Annotated in this window: 12 protein-coding genes and 1 pseudogene; 4 read left to right on the forward strand and 9 right to left on the reverse strand. The window is 60.4% G+C overall.

Features of this window, described 5'->3' with window-relative positions; all coding sequences use genetic code 11:
* Positions 1–84: 84 nt before the first annotated feature.
* Positions 85–639 carry a hypothetical protein gene (locus JUB11_RS26585; protein ID WP_207461815.1) on the reverse strand — a complete coding sequence of 185 codons (555 nt, stop codon included), beginning with the start codon at positions 637–639 and terminating at the stop codon, positions 85–87.
* Between the two features lie 272 nt (positions 640–911).
* Positions 912–3,161 carry a ParB/RepB/Spo0J family partition protein gene (locus tag JUB11_RS26590; protein ID WP_207461816.1) on the reverse strand — a complete coding sequence of 750 codons (2,250 nt, stop codon included), beginning with the start codon at positions 3,159–3,161 and terminating at the stop codon, positions 912–914.
* Between the two features lie 468 nt (positions 3,162–3,629).
* On the opposite strand from JUB11_RS26590, the gene JUB11_RS26595 reads away from it, so the two are divergent.
* Positions 3,630–6,437: a ribonucleoside-diphosphate reductase, adenosylcobalamin-dependent gene (locus tag JUB11_RS26595; protein ID WP_207461817.1), complete on the forward strand. Its 2,808-nt coding sequence runs from the start codon at positions 3,630–3,632 to the stop codon at positions 6,435–6,437.
* An 11-nt stretch (positions 6,438–6,448) separates the two neighbouring features.
* Entirely contained in the window at positions 6,449–6,778 is a 330-nt protein-coding gene (locus JUB11_RS26600) for a hypothetical protein (protein WP_207461818.1), read from the forward strand.
* 114 nt (positions 6,779–6,892) lie between these two features.
* Here JUB11_RS26600 and JUB11_RS26605 read toward each other — a convergent pair whose 3' ends face one another.
* From JUB11_RS26605 to JUB11_RS26620, 4 genes are all read right to left on the reverse strand, one after another.
* The gene (locus JUB11_RS26605; protein ID WP_207461819.1) at positions 6,893–7,351 is read right to left on the reverse strand and encodes a hypothetical protein; all 459 of its coding nucleotides are present in this window, start codon (positions 7,349–7,351) and stop codon (positions 6,893–6,895) included.
* Positions 7,352–7,584: 233 nt separating this feature from the next.
* Entirely contained in the window at positions 7,585–8,115 is a 531-nt protein-coding gene (locus tag JUB11_RS26610) for a hypothetical protein (protein ID WP_207461820.1), read from the reverse strand.
* 1,073 nt (positions 8,116–9,188) lie between these two features.
* A complete protein-coding gene (locus tag JUB11_RS26615) occupies positions 9,189–9,542 on the reverse strand; it encodes a hypothetical protein (protein ID WP_207461821.1) in 354 nt (117 codons plus the stop codon).
* Between the two features lie 59 nt (positions 9,543–9,601).
* On the reverse strand, positions 9,602–10,099 hold the full coding sequence (locus tag JUB11_RS26620) for a hypothetical protein (protein ID WP_207461822.1): 498 nt from the start codon (positions 10,097–10,099) through the stop codon (positions 9,602–9,604).
* Between JUB11_RS26620 and JUB11_RS26625 the strand changes: the two are divergent.
* Positions 10,053–11,337: pseudogene (locus tag JUB11_RS26625) on the forward strand (IS256 family transposase). The gene JUB11_RS26620 and the pseudogene JUB11_RS26625 sit on opposite strands and share 47 nt — an antisense overlap.
* Here the strand turns inward: JUB11_RS26625 and JUB11_RS26630 are convergent.
* Positions 11,320–11,913 carry a hypothetical protein gene (locus tag JUB11_RS26630; protein WP_207461823.1) on the reverse strand — a complete coding sequence of 198 codons (594 nt, stop codon included), beginning with the start codon at positions 11,911–11,913 and terminating at the stop codon, positions 11,320–11,322. The pseudogene JUB11_RS26625 and the gene JUB11_RS26630 sit on opposite strands and share 18 nt — an antisense overlap.
* A gap of 418 nt (positions 11,914–12,331) precedes the next feature.
* Here JUB11_RS26630 and JUB11_RS26635 point away from each other — a divergent pair, with 418 nt between their 5' ends.
* The gene (locus tag JUB11_RS26635; protein ID WP_207461824.1) at positions 12,332–13,399 is read left to right on the forward strand and encodes a hypothetical protein; all 1,068 of its coding nucleotides are present in this window, start codon (positions 12,332–12,334) and stop codon (positions 13,397–13,399) included.
* Positions 13,400–13,508: 109 nt separating this feature from the next.
* On the opposite strand, the gene JUB11_RS26640 is transcribed toward JUB11_RS26635, so the two are convergent.
* Positions 13,509–14,225, reverse strand: coding sequence for a hypothetical protein (locus tag JUB11_RS26640; RefSeq protein WP_207461825.1), 717 nt, complete (start codon positions 14,223–14,225; stop codon positions 13,509–13,511).
* Between the two features lie 186 nt (positions 14,226–14,411).
* Complete coding sequence (locus tag JUB11_RS26645; protein ID WP_207461826.1) at positions 14,412–15,461, reverse strand: replication initiator protein A; 1,050 nt, start codon at positions 15,459–15,461, stop codon at positions 14,412–14,414.
* Between the last annotated feature and the right edge of the window lie 883 nt (positions 15,462–16,344).

Consider the following 16,344-nt stretch of genomic DNA (forward strand, 5'->3'; position numbering starts at 1 on the left):
TGCTGTTGGTTCCCGACATGTGGCACCTGCCTGAAGCGACTTAGTTCAAGCATGGTAGCGTACATTTGAGCGCCGCAGAAGCTGTTATTCCACGCTGCTTTGTTTTTCCTGTCTGTCCATTCCTGACAATGGGCCATCCTCCATAAGCGCTTCTCTCGTGTCTGTGTCTGACGAGCCGTTGCGATCACCAAGTTCGTTGACGGTGCCAGCGGCTCCGAAGGGAGCGAATGCCTCAGCCATGGCCAGGATCGCACCCCGGTCCTGGGCACTGGCTTGCCGGAACAGCAGAAGCAGTTCCCGCTCCTGTGGCTCCATCCACGGGAACAGGAAGCCAAAGGGCACGAGCATCCGATGGCGCGTCTGTCTGTTCCTGACCAGGGGGAGGGCTTGGTTGGTCTGCCCACCAAGCGCCTCGGGCCGGAGCTGGACCTCATCGTCCATAAAGGCTGGAATGGAACGTTCGACCGTGAGCCAGACCTGCTCGCAGGTTGCGCACTGGCGCTTGCGGCGGATGGAGTTGTCGGCCATCCCGCGCGTCTCGACCACTCCGTTGCGCGTCGATCCGCAGGTAGGGCAGGCGGTCGGGCTGGGTTTGGATCGGCCCGAAATCCGAGCGAGTGTGATGTCGTTTCCCGCCATGCTGCCCTCCGCGTGCTGGTGCATGGACCGGAAGTCTGACCGAGAACGCCATGCCCTCGCGCCCTCGAAAGATGATCCTCGGCGCGACTTCTCTGCGGTTCTGTGCTTGGGAGGACGGGCAGGGGGCATGTTCGGCTACCTGTCCGTTGCTGACAGGGCGGGGCGAGGTTGAAACGCTTGCGACCGGGCAGGGCGGTCCCCGTCCGGTCGCTTAAGAGAATCCTCTTCCTTTGGTGGCGTGCGACCGGACAGGCCGCACGCCACTGCCGGGATCACGCGGCGTCTGCTTGAGCTTCGTCCTGAGCCTCGCCATCCGTATTCTCGCCCGCGTTCTGGGTCCACGCCATGCCCACAGGCAGCCAGTTGCCGATCTGCTCCACCATCTGGACAGAGATCGGGCCATCGGCAGCGGCATCCACCGGGCCGAGATCGGACAGCTTCATCGCGCTCGGGTCCGCGAACCAGCGATCCAGCTTCTCGGCGATTACGCCCTTCTTCTGCGCCGCCAGAGCTTGCACACCACGGCCCAGCACGGTCACCTCGCTTGCAAGATAGCCCTTGGAGACGCGGGCGAAGAACTCCGTACCGGTGGGCCTCCACCACTTGGCCGGATCAGCACCGATCTGCTGGCCGATGTGTTCGGTGATCGGATCGACACGACCACCGTGCTCCGACAGGCCACAGGTCACGGTCGATGCCATGAGGTACGCCAGCAGCGCGTCCTTCTCGGTGTCGGACAGACCGTGGATGGCCTTGAAGACCTCCAGATTGTGGACCGGATCGCCGTCGCTCGGGTTCAGCTTCGCCTGGAAGGACGCCTTAATGGCTTGCATCGCCTTGGCTGCGAGCGTTGTCGCCATATCGGTAACAGTGTTCGTCGGCTGCGCGACCTCACCCGTGAGGCTGGACGAGGACACCACATAGCCGAGCCGCCCGAAGCGCTCCCAGAGCGTGAACAGGAGATAGCTCTTGGCATAGGCAGGGTGCTGAGCGAGCGCGATCTGGAAAGCCTGCGTGCGGTGTGCCGCCAGATCGGACGCCAGAGCGGCGCTGTACGGCCCCTTCTGAGCCTTGTCCGTGTTCGCGGCGGTCTGCTGCGGCATGCTGTCGGGCGTCAGGACCGGCGAGCCTTCCTCGGTGCTCGCTCCGGGCACCATGTAGCCCAGACGGAAGTCGAAGTCCCCATCGTGCGAAATCAGCACGAAAGCGCCTGACTTGGCCTTGATCGCCGCGCTGAAACGCGGGGTCGTCTTCTCATCGATCTCGGCGATTAGGCGCTTAAGTTCCGCCATGCGCTGCGCATCGGCCTCGGGAATGTCCACCTTTGTGGAGCTGACCGTCTGGCTGTCGCCCTCTCCGTCTTCACCGTCCTCTTCGCCGTCGAACGGCTCCGCTTCGCCCTCTTCCGCGCATTCCTCCGAACAGAACGGGTGGAAATCACAGTCGTCGGCAATAGGGTTGCCGCAGCATGCGCATTCAGCTTCCAGCGAAGTGTCGTCCAGATCGTCGCTATCGGCCTCGGAGCTGGGCTGGGGAGCCGGTGCGCCGCCGGGACGGCCAATTGTCAGGTCGGGGCGGTACTGGCTGAGGATGGTGTTGTGGGCCACGACCAGTGCCAGACGCTGGTCCTCATCCTCTTGGCTCAGAGTCGGGTTTTCGTCGGCTTGGACGCGCTTGTAGGCACCGAAGACCGAATAGTCGTATTCCAGCAACGGCTTGGCCCAAGCCCAACCCTCTTGGACGAGTTGTGCGCAGGCCGCATCCAGCTTCGCCGTGGCGACTTCGACAGCGGCGGCACGGTCGTCCAGGTACGTCCCATCCTCCGCAAACAGGTCAGTTGTGACCGGCAGCCCCTTGGCAATGTACTCGTTCCTGACAAAGCGCCCGAGCTTGCTGCTGGCGGCGAGCTTGCCTTCCGTAAGGGTGTGCCGGATCATGTGTGGCGTGAGGTTATAGCGGTGGCGCGCAAGCGTCTCATACACTTGCTCTTGCAAAGCATGATCGTCGCTCATGGCGAAAGCCTCGCAATCTTCCTGGTCGAGATCGCCACGGCGGAAGTGCCCCATCAGGACCGGAGAGAGCTTGCCGAGCTTGAGCCGCTGACGAACGGTGCGCTGCGGCAGACCAAAGCGCAGGGCGACCTCTTCGACCGTCTTGCCCTGATCGATGAGCTTGGCAAACGCCTCGTATGCGTCGGCGGGATGCATGGCGACTCTTGCCAAGTTTTCGCTGAGGCTAACCTCGGTCGCGTCGGCCTCAACGTCTTTGCGAATGAGGCAGGGAACCTCGTGGTCCTCGGTGATGTCGCCGCGAGCGGCCAGCAGCTGCAAAGCAGCCAGACGCCGTCCACCGCCCGTCACCTCGAACATGCCCTTGCCCTCACTCGGCCGCACAATGAGGTTCTGGAGCAAGCCATGCGCTAGAATATCTGCCGCCAAAGACTCAACATCGGAGTGCGGATCAGTCGTTCGGACGTTGCTGGCCGAACGACGAAGGTTCTTGATCGCGACTGCCTTGTGCATTTTTCTGCTTCCTTGCGAATGTTGGGTGGGCTGGTTGATTGCTGTGGGCTTATTACAGCGTACATCCGAGCGCACATCAACAGAAAAGTGCGGGTTTTCTTTATTTTTGTTTATGTCTGTTATAGACAAGGCAGAATATCTCCCGGTCCATTCCTGACTGCGCCCCACTCCTCTGTCTCGAATAGACCGAGCGAACTACAAGGGTGGCTCTTTTTTACTTTCATTACTTGTTGGCGTGGTTTCAAGGCCACGCCAACACTGCTGACGCTATGCTCCTGGTTGGGAAACACGCCATTTACGTCGCGCCACCTGCAATGAGATGGCTCGCCATCGTCACATTGGACCGATAGGGAGCGTCACCAAAAACCCTGAGAAAAGCGCGCCTACGCTTCATTTTTCGAACGCGCGTGCACCATCACTCTGCCGGTACGGTGAGCCAAGCGACACCTCAGCCTGAGCCAGACCGAAATGAATGCCATTCTCCCCGCTCGCCCCGCCTTTACCCGGCAACCCGTGTCCGATTGGACGCACCGCACCAAGTACGCTTTCGACGGAGAGGAGGCCCCGATAGACACGTTCCGCCGTGTCTCGGCTGCTCTGTTTGCGAAAGACGCCCAAGCGGAGCTGCTCGTGCCCCAGGTGCTGGAAGCGATGGCGGATTTCGCGTTCTTGCCCGCTGGCCGCCTCCTGGCTGGGTCCGGCACCGGGCGCTCAGTGACGCTGTTCAACTGCTTCGTCATGGGACGCATCGAAGACGATCTCGGCGCGATCTTCGCCCATCTGCGCGAGGCCGCTCTTACGATGCAGCAGGGCGGGGGGATCGGCTACGATTTCTCCTCCCTCCGTCCCAAGGGGGCTCCCGTGCTCGGCGTCGGCGCTGACGCCTCCGGTCCTCTGTCCTTCATGGACGTATGGGACAGCATGTGCCGCACCATCATGTCCGCTGGCTCCCGGCGCGGCGCGATGATGGCGACCCTGCGCTGCGACCACCCCGACATCGAAGCCTTCATCGACGCCAAGCGCGAGCCGGGACGCCTGCGCATGTTCAACCTGTCGGTCCTGGTGACCGACGCCTTCATGGAGGCGGTGAAGGGGGATCAGCCTTGGCCGTTGGTGTTCGGTGGCCAAGTCTTCCGCACCGTGCAGGCCCGCGAGCTGTGGGACCGCATCATGCAGGCCACCTACGCCTATGCCGAACCCGGCGTGATCTTCGTCGACCGGGTGAACCAGAAAAACAACTTGCACTACGTCGAGGATATCTCGGCGACGAACCCGTGCCTCACGCCCGACAGTCTCGTCCTGACCAAGGACGGATGGTTGCCAATTGCCGAGCTGACGGAAGCAACAGCGATCTATGGAAGCGATGGCCACCTCCACGCCATCAACCCCGCTTTTCGCACCGGAACCAAGCCAGTCTACCGCCTGCGGACTGAAGGCGGGGTGGTGCTGAAGCTGACGGCGGACCACAAGGTCCTCACCGAAAACCGAGGAGACGTTCCAGCGTCCGAACTTCTGCCCGGTGATGCGCTGGTAACCCTGGGCGAACTGCGTCCCTCGTCCATTCCTGACGGGCAGCCCACCGCCATCTATGGTCGGGATTGGATCTCCAGCTTGGAGCTGGTGGGGGAGAGCGAGGTCTGGGATCTCACTGAGCCCGACACGCACCACTTCATCGCGCGGGACCCGGCGTGTGTCGCTGGCGGGCTCGTTGTCCACAACTGCGGTGAGCAGCCGCTTCCGCCCTATGGCGCCTGCTTGCTCGGCTCCATAAACCTTGCGAGCTTGGTGCTCGATCCTTTCACCCCTCGGGCTCGCCTGGATATGGAGCGTCTCAAGCGGATCGTTCCGCTCGCCGTGCGTTCGCTCGACAATGCCATCGACGTGAGCAACTTCCCGCTGCCCGCTCAGGCGGAGGAAGCTCGCAACAAGCGTCGTCAGGGGCTCGGCGTCACCGGGCTGGCCGACGCGCTCGTCATGTGCGGAATCACCTATGGGTCGGACCAGGCTGTCGAGGCGGCGGAGACCTGGCTGCGCGCGCTTACCCGTAGCGCCTATCTCGCCTCGGTCGATCTGGCGCGGGAGAAAGGCGCATTCCCGGCCTTCTCCCGCGAGCACTATCTCGCCGGCGGCTTCGTGCGCTCCCTTGATGGGGACGTGCAGGCGGCGATTGCTGAGCACGGGATCCGAAATGCCCTGCTGACCTCGATTGCGCCGACAGGTACCATTTCGCTCTTCGCCAACAACGTCTCCTCCGGGATCGAGCCTGTCTTCTCCTGGCGCTACACCCGGACCGTGCTCGAACCGGACGGCAGCAAGCGCATGGAGGAGGTGTACGATGCCGCCTACCTGCTCTATTGCAGCCTGAATGGGCTCGACCCGAACGCCGATGAGACGCTCAAAGGTCTCCCGGCCTACTTCGTCGACGCCCAGACACTCCCGCCAGAAGCCCATGTGCGCATGCAGGCAGCCGCGCAGAAGCACATCGACAGCAGCATCTCAAAGACCATCAACTGCCCGGAAGACCTGCCGTTCGAAGCTTTCAAGGACGTCTACCGGCAAGCCTTCGAGGCTGGCTGCAAGGGTTGCACGACGTACCGCCCTAATCCGGTCACCGGATCGGTGCTCACCGTGAAAAAGGACGAGGCTCCCACTCCGCCGTCTGTGTCTGACACCGCCGATGGGCAGGGGGGCAGCGCGGCGGCTGTCGGGCTGGCCAAGCCGCTCGACCGGCCTGAGGCGCTTCCTGGCGAGACCTACAAGGTGCGTTGGCCGGACAGCGATCACGCCATGTACATCACCATCAACGACATCGTCGAAGACGGCCATCGGCGTCCCTTCGAGGTCTTCATCAACTCGAAGAACATGGAGCATTACGCCTGGACCGTCGCGCTGACGCGCATGATCTCGGCTGTGTTCCGCCGCGGCGGCGACGTCAGCTTCGTGGTGGAGGAGCTGAAGGCCGTCTTCGACCCTCGCGGCGGCGCCTGGATGAACGGCCGCTACGTGCCGTCGCTCCTGGCCGCCATCGGCGACGTGATCGAACGCCACATGAAGGCCGTCGGCATGCTGGCGCCACATGGTAATCTGGCCCTGGGCTCGGCAGAGCCCAACACGGACACAAGGGGAGAGGGAGCTGCTTCGTCAATGTCTCAGGTAAACGCTGCTCCCTCCAAAGCTCCAATCGGCAGGCAATGCCCAAGCTGCTTACAGATGACTCTCGTTAGGAAAGAAAGCTGCGATGGTTGCTTGTCTTGCGATTACAGCAAGTGCAGCTAGGGGGCGTCGCCATGTTTAAGGAGAAGACAGCACTTATGGCGCTACGCGTCATTTACACGCTCGCCATACTGCCTTCTCTGCTGTTCGCGTGCACAACCCCGTTCATGTACGACGCGCCCGGCTCCACCGAGAACGCCTACACGGATATGGCTGCCAGCGGACATTTGCTCCTCCCGCCAACACTGCTTTTGGCAATCCTGATAGGACGCTACCTGCAACGGAAAGGCCGCCTTCGGGCGGCCCTTCTGGTTCACCTGCTGCCGTTGGCTCCGGTGGCATTGGGCGGGCTGGGCTGGTACTTCCTCATTACCGTCTGTAATGGACAATTTGCCTGCCGCTAGAGTGCCTTGCATTAAAGCTAAAGCAGTTATATCTGCCCGCTCACCTAGCATTACAGTTGCAGCGTGAAGTGAGCGATTGAAGCAATCAACAGATTGCGGCACCTCGGACGAAACTCATTTTTTGTCTCTGATATGTTCATCATACGCGCGCTGTTGCTCGCTCCAGTAATGATCGTCAAGATCGTCCTTGTGGTTTCCTGGTGTTTGTTCATATTCGTCCTGCTCTTCTTTGCTCATTTGCCAATAAGAATACGGCCTTATCATCGCGCCTTTCGGCAACGAAAAATTGTTGGCCTTCCAGTACGCGGCGCTATCGCTCGTAAGAAGGTTGGACGGTACCGCCTGCATTCCAAAATGTTGTTCGGCCTCCGCATATATTCTGCGGGCAACGCCGTGTTTTCTGTACTGAATTTCAACAAATATATCTTGCGCCATCAGCGCCCCATCTCTAACGCCGAACACACCTCGCCCAATCTCTTCACCTCTTAGCAGCGCTTTTAAATGCAATACATTGTCCATCAATGTACGATCAAATGTTACATCATTTGCGTTTACCTGGACTTCTTTTACCATTACAACCTCCTTGCTTCCACCTTAAAGGTTGTACCAGACCTGCCTGCAGGATCCTTCTCGACCGGGATTAAGCTACCGACGCCTCGCGGCCGCGAGACTGGGTTCTCGGCCCCCGGGCGCTCAGGCCGGCTAAAGCGAACAAGCTCCAGTCGCCTGCGTGCCATGGATCTACAAAAAATGCAATCGCATTGCTAGAACTGGATCACGATATCGAAGTGACCATAGTAATTGAATCACGCGTCACCGTCGGCCGTAGGAAGTACCGAAGCCCGATGCTTCCAGTACTCACGCCGGCTGAGAACTGCACTCTCGATCACACGCCATATCAGCTCGTCGCTTGGGTCGTCTACGGACGCAAGCCCCTCAAAATCCACCACGAAATCCGGCTCCATAATGACATAGCCAGCATTTTCGAACGGTGTTTTCCAGCGATCCTCGACGCTCTTAAGCGTCATGTCGTGCGTCGCAAGCCAAGCCTTCGCTAACTTCATGTCTTCAGGTGACTGAACGTCTTCGGGAAGAGGATCAACCGCCGTACTGGACTTGGTCACGATACGAAGTAGTTCCTTTTGAAAATCGGATGTCCCCGCCATACTCTGCTCAGCAGCCAGTGCGCCCTTGAGGACGCGTAGTATATGTCCTACGAGAGCTTCGCCTGCGTAAGCAACGTCCATCTCGGCTTCCCAAGCTTTCCAGATAGCGAGAGCTTCGCGGGCAGCGGCCACAGCTTTCCGGTCGATGGCTTTGGACTTGTTGAGTGTCATTGTTGAACTCTCATAGAAATTAGTTGGTAGGCCGATGTGTGGGGCGGCGTTCAAGCGGCTGCAGCGGGGAAAGTTACAGCAATGTTCTTTGTCTCGCTGCCGGTTTCGGCTAGATAACGCGCTAACATGCCTAATCTTGTGGCTCGCAGCGCACGAGTTGCCAGAAAGCATACTCCGGTTCTGGAAGCCGAACATACCGGCTCCGTCGACGTGCCCACCGCTCATAGGAAGCTGGAGCGAGTTCAAGAGCAACGGGGCTGCTGTTTCAGTCTCCGATAAAGCGTGATAAACTAGCAAACTCGTTCACAGTGAAGCTAAGGGCGCCAAATGATTTATGATTATGAGCGCGGTCAAAAGCCGAACCCATCAAATATACAGAGGATATCGAGCGACGAGGCTAGGATACACCTATACCATAATGTGTGGGCAACCATTCGGCGGAAAGCGCCCGGAGTATGGCAACTCTGCGATCTAAATGGAAATCTGATCACTGGGATGGTATTTACTGGGCCTCGACACGCTGAAAAGTCAATACATGCTTCAGGTCCTAGCTTTTATGGATATTGATGCTGCAAGCAGGAGGGATCGACATCTATCAATGTAGGTACAGCGTGGCGTCGTTTTGGAATTGCCGTATGCCTGAGTACTAAGCAAACACGCGGCGGCCAATGAACTTCAGCCAAATGGCAAGCTTGGCCTTTTCACCGCGAAGCGCTCTAGTCACTGATGCATGGCCTTTATCATTGCTGAAGTCCAGACCCGGGCGTTCTCGCGTGCTTAGAGTTATGCTCCGGCTTAAGCAAACAGCCGCGGTTGGGATTGGAAAGGTCCAAGCACGTGTCCGAGTTCGTGCAACGCCACAGCATAGGTAATGGGCGAATCGACAGGCCGAACTGCAATGCGCTTTTCCGACCGAACAGCCCGACCGCCGGATGAGTGCGGGTGGCACGTGATCCCGTGCTCCGCGCACAAGGCGGCAACGTGGGCAGCCATCTCTTCGACACTGCAGCGAACGAACTCGCGCTGTTTGCTCCCCTGTCCATTCCTGACCAGCGAAGAGGAAGCTGTCCGGCTCACGGGCGGTGCACCTTCGCGGCGGCCGGGTTGAAGCCCAGCATTCGGCAGGCCACGATGCGCATCGCTTCAACTGGTGCTCCAGGGCGATGAGCGTTGTGGCGGCCGGAAGAGAAGCTGCCATTTGGGTTTTGGTGGATTGAGCCCACACAGCGTCCGCCGGCTATCACGCGCCACGAATAGCTTTCCTCTCTGGTGAGCCCCAAAGGCGCCTGCCCACGGGCAAGCTGCCGCATCACCTCGTGGGGCTTAGCAGGCCGCTGCCGGTTGGTGTGGCTGGCATGGATTTCGATCACGCTCGTGCCCACACTGAAGCTGTCGCGGAAGGTGGCTGATAGGTGCTGACGGTGCATGCTCGCTCCTGGGATGGCAGAGGGGCAGGGGAGGGGCGGGGAGACGACCGCCTGGGCGTTCAGGCGGCGGTCTGGAGCGATGTGGCGTCCCGAATGAGCCGGACCCCTTCGTCAGATCCGAATGCAGCCAGGATGTATGAGACCTGCGCTGTGAGGCCGCCGTTGTTCACCTCCGACGCGCCCTTTTCGGACAGCGTGATGGCTTTCTCCGCATCCGCATCGGACACGGTGTTGGCGATCCGCACGCCGACCGCTGCCGCGGCTTCGTGAACGAGTTCATCCAGAGCTTCCGGAAGGGGGGCGCGCCGCCGCGCCGGTAACGTCCAGAGGCGTGGTGGAAAAGCGCCCATGAAGGATCGGGCTGGGGCCGGGCGAAGCCCCCACACAGCGTAGCCCGGCCCCAGCCCGATCCTCCGCCTCGCAGGCGGTGTCTTCGGCGACAGGAGGTGGTCATCGAGCGTCTTTGGTAGGGTCAAGTTGCAACACACGATCACGACCAAGGACACCACGATGACCGACGACAGAATGGCACTGATCGAGCAGATCCAGAAGAGCACGGATGGCGATTTCCTGCGCGCCATCGCCGAGCACACGCTGCACCGGCTGATGGACTTCGAGGTCGAGGCGCTGATCGGCGCCGCCCGGCATGAGCGCAGCGACACGCGCACCACCCACCGCAACGGCTCGCGCCCGCGTCAGCTGGATACCCGGCTCGGCACGCTGGACCTGAAGATCCCCAAGCTGCGCCAGGGCTCCTACTTCCCGGCCTTCCTGGAGCCGCGCAAGACGGCGGAGAAGGCACTCACCGCCGTCATCCAGGAAGCCTGGATCCAGGGTGTGTCGACGCGCAAGGTCGATGACCTTGTCCAGGCGCTCGGAATGACCGGCATCTCCAAGTCTCAGGTCTCGGCGCTGTGCCAGGATCGGAGCCGACGGCAGAGCCGGCAATGGCCCGAAGGGGCATTGAGGCGGAGATGCCGTCCGAGACTTGCGAGGACGGCCAGATACCCGGGTGCAGTCCTTCCTGGAGCGCCCGCTGGAGGGCGAATGGCCGTATCTCTGGCTCGACGCCACCTATCTGAAAGTCCGCCAGGATGGCCGCATCGTGTCGATCGCGGCCATAATCGCCACCGGCGTCAACCAGGATGGCCGTCGCGAGATCCTCGGCCTCGGGCTGGGCCTGTCGGAAGCGGCCACCTTCTGGATCGAGTTCCTGCGCTCGTTGGTGCGCCGCGGGTTGAAGGGCGTGAAGCTGGTGATCTCGGATGCCCATGAGGGGCTGAAGGCGGCCATCAGCCAAGTGCTCAGCGCGACCTGGCAACGCTGCCGCGTTCATTTCCTTCGCTCGCTGCTGTGCCACGTGCCCAAGGGCCAGCAGACGGTGGTCTCAGCCGCCGTGCGCCAAGTCTTCGTGCAACCCGACCGCAAGGCCGCCGGCGGGGTCTGGCGCCATGTCGCCGATCAGCTGCGGGCGCGCTTTCCCAAAGTGGCGGCACTGCTGGATGCCGCCGAGCATGACGTGCTGGCCTACATGGATTATCCCGAGGCGCACCGCACCAAGCTACACAGCACAAACCCTATCGAGCGCCTCAACAAGGAGGTTAAGCGCCGCACCGACGTCGTCGGGATTTTCCCCAATGAAAGCAGCGTTCGTAGGCTGGTCGGTGCCATCCTTCTGGAGCAGAACGATGATTGGCAGCTCCAGCACCGTTACCTGACGCTTGAAACCATGGCGGGCATCGCCGCAGCCGATGAGCCCCCCATCACAGCGCTTCCCTCAACAAAGGTGGCCTGAACCGACGACGCTCCTGACCACCTCCTTATTTACACCACCTTGACGGACGTGACCAGGGCGGCCGACCGCCTCCAATTCGGCAACGAGCGCCTGAACCTGCCAGGGATTGGGACCATCGCTAAGCGGCGGAACGCCCGCTTCGATACGGCGGAGCTCGGCTATGAGCGCCTCCAGGGTACCTTCCGCCTGTGCTTGCTCCAGCCTTTTCGCCGTTACGGCCACATTCCCGGACTTATCTGCTAGGTGCTCGACTAGGCTGTTCCCGTCGAAGTGGGCAACCGCACAATCGATCTCGCACCAGGCATCGTTAGTTCGCTTGTAGCAGATGCCGTTTTGCCGCAAGAAACTTTCCAGTTCCTCGAACATGCCGTTGCTCGCATCTTCGTCGCGGAGCATGAGAACCTTCTGGTCGCGCAACGCTTCTTCAATGAGCGTTGCCGCTTCTTCGGCAGTCAGATAGCCGTTTCCAAACTCGTCACGGCATCCCTGGAACGCGATCACCTCGGCCAAGGAGGAACGGAGACTGGTGGGCAGTGCACCACCGATGTTAATGGTCGCGGGCAGACGATCCGCCATGGGGCACCTGTATGGATCTTGGGGGAGGAGTGGGAGGCGCGGCGCATGTCCAGCAGCCTTCATGCCCGCCAATGTGCGCTCGTTTGTACGCATTATCAAGCTATAAGTTAGCCTCTCCCCATATTTTCTGTTCTTTCGCCGAACCCTCCAAACCTTCTGAAAACACTACTGATCAAACGGACACGTTCGAGTTCATGCTGGCGATTGCCGTGCCCCGCTAGTCCATTCCGGATGCGGCGAATGCTAGCATGTTGGGTCCACTTCCCTATCTTATCTGTTAGCTTGACCACCCCCTGTCCGTTCCTGACGGGACACAAGGTGGGCGGCAGGCACTTTCCTGGTAATGGCGGTGGCCGGTCGCATAAAGAAGCCAGGTGGATAGCTTCCCGTAAGCAGCCGACGGCGTTAGGCTTCGGCCATGCCTCTCATCGCCTATTCCAAAGCCGGAGCCCGCTTCCCGGCATGGTCCATGTCCCCCGTCGAGTGGGACAGCTTGAAGACCTGCTACCGCGAGCTGGGGCTGACGGCGAGCTGCTGCGGCGCACCGGTCATCCCAGCCGTCTCGAAGCTGGGTTGGTGCTTTTATCGCCACACACCCGGCACCGCCTGCGAGCACGTGGAGTCACCCCTCCACCTCGTCGCCAAAACGATCGTCGCCCGAGCCGCTGAAGCCCTTGGCCTGAAGGCAACGACAGAAGCGCAAGGCGTGGAGGGAGCATGGCGCGCGGACGTACTGGTCGAACCTCCAACGGGTTCCTGGAAGGGAGCGCTGGAGATCCAACTGAGCCGGTGCGACCTGCCCGCCATCGAGGACCGCCAGGACCGCTACGAGGCGCATGGCGTGCGTGGCGCTTGGCTGGTCGGGTTCAATCTCCCAACCTATCGCCCCGTGGCCAGCTTGCCGCTCTTCCGCCTGGTGCTCCCACAGGAGGAAGTTCTGGATCCCTGGATCGACAATCCGCCGCCGCACTATGCCGGGCCGCAGCTTCCCCTGGCCGACTTCACCAAGGCGCTGCTGCGCCGCGGAGTGACACTGGTCGATCCGCCCCCCGATCTGCAGGAGCTTTCCGTCTGCATCGGAAAAAACCGCTGTTGGCGCTGCCACCAGGACCACGACGCTGTGATTGGGATCGTGAACGCGCCGGTGCATGTCGTGTTCTGTCCCAACGGCTTTCTCCCGGTGCGCGACATCGGCAAGCTGCCGGACCTCTGGGCGGCATACCGGTCGGCGGTGCCCGCCCTGATGCGGCTCAACCCGGACCTGTCGATCATCCGCCCTGCGCGGCCGCCAATGGACCCCACACAGCTGCGGTCCTATTGCGCCTTCTGCGAAGCCTCCACGCCCATCGAAAAGCTGCCCCAGACGCTTGGAAAGCCGGCGGAGCAACGTTGCTACACGCTGTCAGGACGCCAGTGGATGCTCTCTGACCGTGTCCAGCCTCATTGGGCTTGGCAAGGCGGACAAGACGCTCGACCGACGCGGTGAGATTCCACCGCCTTGGTCAGCGAACCCTCGAATCTTGCGTGCAGCTGCGGCTGAAGTGGATAGACCACCTCATTCTTGGATAGCAAATAGCACCTTCCAACAGTGGCGGTTAGTTCAGAAGCCCGACATCCTCCAAATCTGGGTCAAAAACTTCGTCGATATGACGGGCAGGTGCTTTGAGGATCGGCTCTTCCACATCTCTCATGATTCTCACGAACTGACTCCGTGCGTCCGTTCTGGAAAACTGAGGGGGCTTCGGGAGAAAGGGCTTATTCTTAGAATCTTTTACCTTAGAGTGGGTCGTGTCTGACCCCCCTGTGGACTTCTTGATCGACTTGTAGAATGGCTCCACAAGGCTGGTCAGGAGGATGCGCAGGCCGACGGCTTTGCCGCCGCGCTTGATCACGTCAGTGACGATGTAGGCGTCGCCGCGCAGCCCAGGCCCGAGGTCGCCCTGAAGCACGCGCAGGTGCCGCTTGATCGAGCTGAGCGATACGCCGAAGGCTGATGCGAGGGCGCCCTTGGTGGTTTCCACGAAGCCGCGGTTGCCTGACAGGGCAACGATCTGGCGCAGGGTCCGCAGCGCCTCGGCGTTAATGCGCTGATCGCGGTCCGCCCGGGTGGACATGGCGCGGGTGTATTGGCGCCGGCGCATGGGCGCGGGCTGGTAGACACGCCTTGGTGCCTTCCGTGCCTTGCTGGGAACGGCAATGCCGCTCTGGCGCGCGTGGAACACCTCGCCATCGCGCAGAGCTTGGTCGTCGCTAATGAGGCCGCGGGCGTAAGCCGCCCAATACTCTCCCGTTCCATAAGCAGGGATGCTCATGGCTGCTCCTATCTGGTTCGTAGGTCCGGAGCGCGACGGGCAAGCCTTCCCCGTTAACGGAAACCTCATGTTTCCGCTTGCCTGAGTTCGGGGCTTGGCCTAAGATCAGGGTGCTTGTATCTGTCTTAGGCGGCTTCTGTCGTCGCGCCAACGGCTCCGCTCGCCAAAGCGGGGCCGTTAGTGTTTCTAGAGATCGAGCTTCGGCGCGATGATCTCCTCATCAAGTTGAACCTTAGAAGCCTTCCGGGTCCGCCGAGGCTTGGTCGGACGGATCTCCATCTTGGCCTCATCTGGAATTTCCACGACTTCTGGCGCTTCAACGGCTGCCTCAACGGTGCCGCCAGGCGAGAGAAGTACGATCTGGTCCGCTACCGAGCGACGGCCGCCGGTTTTGGCGCCAACGGTCGGGAGCAAGGGGACGTAACGATCGGTAATCGTTACGTCGAATTCCGGGATGCCGCCATCCTTGGTCACTTGGTTGACCTGGACCTTGAATCGAGCGACGGGAACATTGCTGCCGACGGCAGCATGGAGCTTCCCTAGGGTGGTCTCCCACACCTTGCCGCCGTCGCAGTTCACACGAGCGAGGTCGTATAGACGGCGCGCAATCGGCGGAAGATCGAAATACGAGGTTGGGACGGCAAACATCTTCTTGTCGTGCTTGATGGCCCTGACCAGCCACTCGCAGAGCACAAGCTTGACATAAAGCATCCGACGCTCGCCGGACGCTTCGTTGATGTCATACACGATCGCTGTGCCATCGCCGAGCCAGTTGAACCATCCACTAACGCCACGGCCACCAGTCTCTACATTGGTTTTGACCATCGTGCCTTTGAGCCGATCCACCATCTGTTCGAATTTTTCGTAGGCGCGCATGGATCGATCCCGGCAGGCCTTTGCGAAAAAGTCGTGTGCAGAGAACACCAATTCGCGCTTGGGCTCGACCCCAGGCTCTGTATCGAGCTGCTGCTTGACCAGGCTTGCAGCGTAGATGATGAGGTCGCGGTCGTAGATCGTCGCGACTCCCTGACCAGACAGGGCTTTAACCTCGACCCTAGTCGTCCCACTCTGAAACGTGAGGTGCTCGCGGGTCGCCTTCCGATCGAGGTCGAAAAACGGGTAGACCATGATGTTGTGCTCGTTGCTCGGCCCCCCTTTCAGCGGGCTGTCAAGTTCGAGCATGCCTTGGCCACTGCTGCTGAGCGTAATCGTGCGGCCTTTACGCTTTGCCATCATGCCACTTCCTTGACCCGTCCAAACCCATATAGCCACGCTGTGAAGCCGAAGCTTCGCCGTATGTCCACAACGGACACGCGCAGACAGGACCAAGTCCCAATCCCGCAAAACAACCATCTCTTTGCGGCCGGTCGTATGTCGAGCGGATAAGTTCGTGATTTGGTGTATGAAACCCCCCGCCAACCCATTTTTTCCAGAGTCTTGTGCGGGTCGTGTCGGTCGAGACACTAGGGTAACCGGGTTCAGAAGGCAGTTTTTACGTGATTTGGTGTATGATTGCTTGCCCTGTGATGTAACGGATTCGGTGTTGCCCGGCGGGTGATTCGCGATTTGCGCTCCGATTCGGGGCAGACCCGTTTTCGTGGGAAGTCTGATGGAGATGCCTAAGGTGCTGATAAACAAAGGAAACCTGCCTTCAGAGCAATCATACACCAAATCACGTGAAGTGCGTGGATGCCGATCCGGCCATGGCGGAGGGAATCCAGCGGCTTGTTAGGGTTCAGCCTGACCGTGCGGAGATGGCTAATTCACCTAAGCCTCTGAAAACAAACAAAATCTGTCAGCCAGAGCAATCATACACCAAATCACGTGAAGTGGGTCGCTCTGGTCGGAACGTGACCGAGGATGGCCTTCGATTTGCGGGCGTCATTCGCTGCGCAAGGCGTACGGCGGGAGCACGTAAGGCATTGATAAACATCAGAAAGCCGCCCTGAGAGCAATCATACACCAAATCACGTGAAGTGCGCCTTTACCAGTTGGGTCATGTCTGACGGGTCCCCAGCCGCGTGCTAGGAATCATTCTTAACGTGAGGGAGGCCACGTCGGAAATTCCAGCAATATCAGCAGCTTAACGGAACAGGCCCTGAGCAATCATACACCAAAT

Source organism: Azospirillum sp. SYSU D00513 (genome assembly GCF_017356015.1).
GTDB lineage: Bacteria > Pseudomonadota > Alphaproteobacteria > Azospirillales > Azospirillaceae > Azospirillum.

Coding starts and splice junctions, on each gene's coding strand:
- JUB11_RS26585 (WP_207461815.1), bottom strand. CDS start 639: ATGGCGGGAAACGACATCACACTCGCTCGGATTTCGGGCCGATCCAAA.
- JUB11_RS26590 (WP_207461816.1), bottom strand. CDS start 3,161: ATGCACAAGGCAGTCGCGATCAAGAACCTTCGTCGTTCGGCCAGCAAC.
- JUB11_RS26595 (WP_207461817.1), top strand. CDS start 3,630: ATGAATGCCATTCTCCCCGCTCGCCCCGCCTTTACCCGGCAACCCGTG.
- JUB11_RS26600 (WP_207461818.1), top strand. CDS start 6,449: ATGTTTAAGGAGAAGACAGCACTTATGGCGCTACGCGTCATTTACACG.
- JUB11_RS26605 (WP_207461819.1), bottom strand. CDS start 7,351: ATGGTAAAAGAAGTCCAGGTAAACGCAAATGATGTAACATTTGATCGT.
- JUB11_RS26610 (WP_207461820.1), bottom strand. CDS start 8,115: ATGACACTCAACAAGTCCAAAGCCATCGACCGGAAAGCTGTGGCCGCT.
- JUB11_RS26615 (WP_207461821.1), bottom strand. CDS start 9,542: ATGCACCGTCAGCACCTATCAGCCACCTTCCGCGACAGCTTCAGTGTG.
- JUB11_RS26630 (WP_207461823.1), bottom strand. CDS start 11,913: ATGGCGGATCGTCTGCCCGCGACCATTAACATCGGTGGTGCACTGCCC.
- JUB11_RS26635 (WP_207461824.1), top strand. CDS start 12,332: ATGCCTCTCATCGCCTATTCCAAAGCCGGAGCCCGCTTCCCGGCATGG.
- JUB11_RS26640 (WP_207461825.1), bottom strand. CDS start 14,225: ATGAGCATCCCTGCTTATGGAACGGGAGAGTATTGGGCGGCTTACGCC.
- JUB11_RS26645 (WP_207461826.1), bottom strand. CDS start 15,461: ATGATGGCAAAGCGTAAAGGCCGCACGATTACGCTCAGCAGCAGTGGC.